This window comes from Vibrio ichthyoenteri ATCC 700023, from assembly GCF_000222605.1.
Taxonomy (GTDB): domain Bacteria; phylum Pseudomonadota; class Gammaproteobacteria; order Enterobacterales; family Vibrionaceae; genus Vibrio; species Vibrio ichthyoenteri.
In genome coordinates this window covers 1-1,879 of the sequence record NZ_AFWF01000117.1, presented here as the reverse complement: position 1 = coordinate 1,879, position 1,879 = coordinate 1, and the positions used below count along the sequence as shown (strand labels likewise).

The following is a 1,879-nucleotide window of genomic DNA, read 5'->3' as shown; positions in this document are numbered from 1 at the left end:
TTCTTAGTATGAGTTTCCAGCGGCAGAATTAGTTACTGCGAACGTAAAGTAACGTGATAAGGATAAGGTATTTAGTGAGCGGAGTGTTGCATACTGTATACAGTTTATCCGTTTAAGAGAGTTAAGAATGTGCAAGAATCTTTACCTAACGAATGTTGCTTATGTGGAAGAAATCAAATACAGGCTCAGAAAAATCTTCGAAGAAGACGTTCGCTTTGGAGATTTACCAAAACTAAGCGTTGAGGGAGTTGTTGTTGATAATGGCAAACAAGCAATAGTAAAAAATCCCACCGAAATGACTGTCTATGAGTTTACAAAGAGCTTTCCTATCGCTTTTGAAAATTACCCTGATAAAACCCTCTACAACATCCTAATAGCCTTATCTAACGTTCCTGAATACTATCTGACAGCACTTCATAGTTTAGCCGCATCATACAATGAATTGCGTTACGGCGTTGAGCAAGAATTGATAGTTCAAGTCGATCCTACCACCTTACAAAAACATCATAACAAGACAGTCGATCTGAGTATGTTCGGCGTTGATGTGCAGCCCGTTAATGCTATTGAGTTGAAAAAGGCTGGTTTGCACTTCGCTGTTAAAGTTGTAGATGATGATTTTTATCTCCTTATAGATAATTTAGGTTCAATTGTGTCTGGTAATGATGGTGATCCAATTCATCTTTTTAAAGATGAAGTTGTAGGTCATTCAGTTGTTTAACTGGTTGATAAATGATAAAGGTCATTGTTGTTACGATGACCTTTATAAACCATCATCACCAACATAGCAGGTTTAAATACAACTATTAGGAGGTGATGTTGATTAAATATTAGGAGTGGTCGTCGAATATAGGTTCCTAGCAATAAATAATTGATGCTCTCGTGTTCGTGACGGTGCTATTTTAGTAAGCCATCTTTTATTTTATTTTTAATCGATGTGAATTGCGTCATCTCAAGAAGTCGAGACATCTTTTCAAGCTTGTTGGTTGGCATTTGTATACAAAATTATAGGATAAGAGGAGAATGATACCGCACTTTGCTTGGTTATGTTTTGTAGGAATACAGGACTTTTGTCATAAATGAATGAGTTAAGATTAAGCCCTGCGGTAATGTGTAAGGGTTGTTTTATTGATTTATTTTGATAAGACTATCAACTTTTATTATATGCTCAGTTAGCCATTGAGTGATAAATTCATAAATTAATGGTGCGACGATAGATGTATCATCATCTATGAACATTGATAAATTATTAACTTCGTTCACGAAATATTCATGTTGTGCAATGTGAATGTTAAAAGATGTGTCGTCTATATTGCTTTGTAGCATATGTATCTCTTCGTCCGAGAAATGATTTTTGGTATATTCAATGAGTTTTTTTTAATAGCTCTCGTAATTCGTTGGGTGTAAATGAATTAGATTGTAACATTTGATGATAGGAACTAATTAACTCAAATAGATATTTGTGCTGTTCGTCAATTGATCTTATGCCTATTTCGTAATCAGATATCCAAGTAGGTAAGATTAAAGTGTTATCGATATTCATAAAATAGTCCTAATACGTTTTGGGTTTTCGATGTTCATCACAGTGATTAATAGCTTCTGTATAATAGTCTTGATAGCGAGATGAAATCAATTCAGTTTCAGAAAAAAAGGTTCTAACAACTATATCACAATCATTTATAATGGTTTTTACTTCATTTGCCCCTTTTTGTTTAGGCCATGTTTTTGTGAGTAGTTTAATAATCTTGAAGTTTACTGATTTTATGAGAGGATATCTTTGTTTAACAGTTAATAAATCTTCCAGTTCTTCAATGCTAATATTTTTGTATTTTACGTTAATGTTTTCTAGTTTTAAATCGAGCCAGTTTTTTTTATTATTGTT

At 33.3% G+C, this 1,879-nt stretch carries 2 protein-coding genes and 1 pseudogene; 1 reads left to right on the top strand and 2 read right to left on the bottom strand.

Going from position 1 to position 1,879, the window contains the following annotated elements:
- Positions 1 to 127 precede the first annotated feature (127 nt).
- On the top strand, positions 128 to 718 hold the full coding sequence (locus RH85_RS09870) for a hypothetical protein (RefSeq protein ID WP_006712082.1): 591 nt from the start codon (positions 128 to 130) through the stop codon (positions 716 to 718).
- Between the two features lie 404 nt (positions 719 to 1,122).
- On the opposite strand, the gene RH85_RS23715 is transcribed toward RH85_RS09870, so the two are convergent.
- Together RH85_RS23715 and RH85_RS22955 are read right to left on the bottom strand one after the other, a co-directional pair.
- A complete protein-coding gene (locus RH85_RS23715; RefSeq protein WP_420895800.1) occupies positions 1,123 to 1,365 on the bottom strand; it encodes a hemerythrin family protein in 243 nt (80 codons plus the stop codon).
- Positions 1,366 to 1,549: 184 nt separating this feature from the next.
- A pseudogene (locus tag RH85_RS22955) lies at positions 1,550 to 1,879 on the bottom strand (hypothetical protein); the annotation flags it as partial.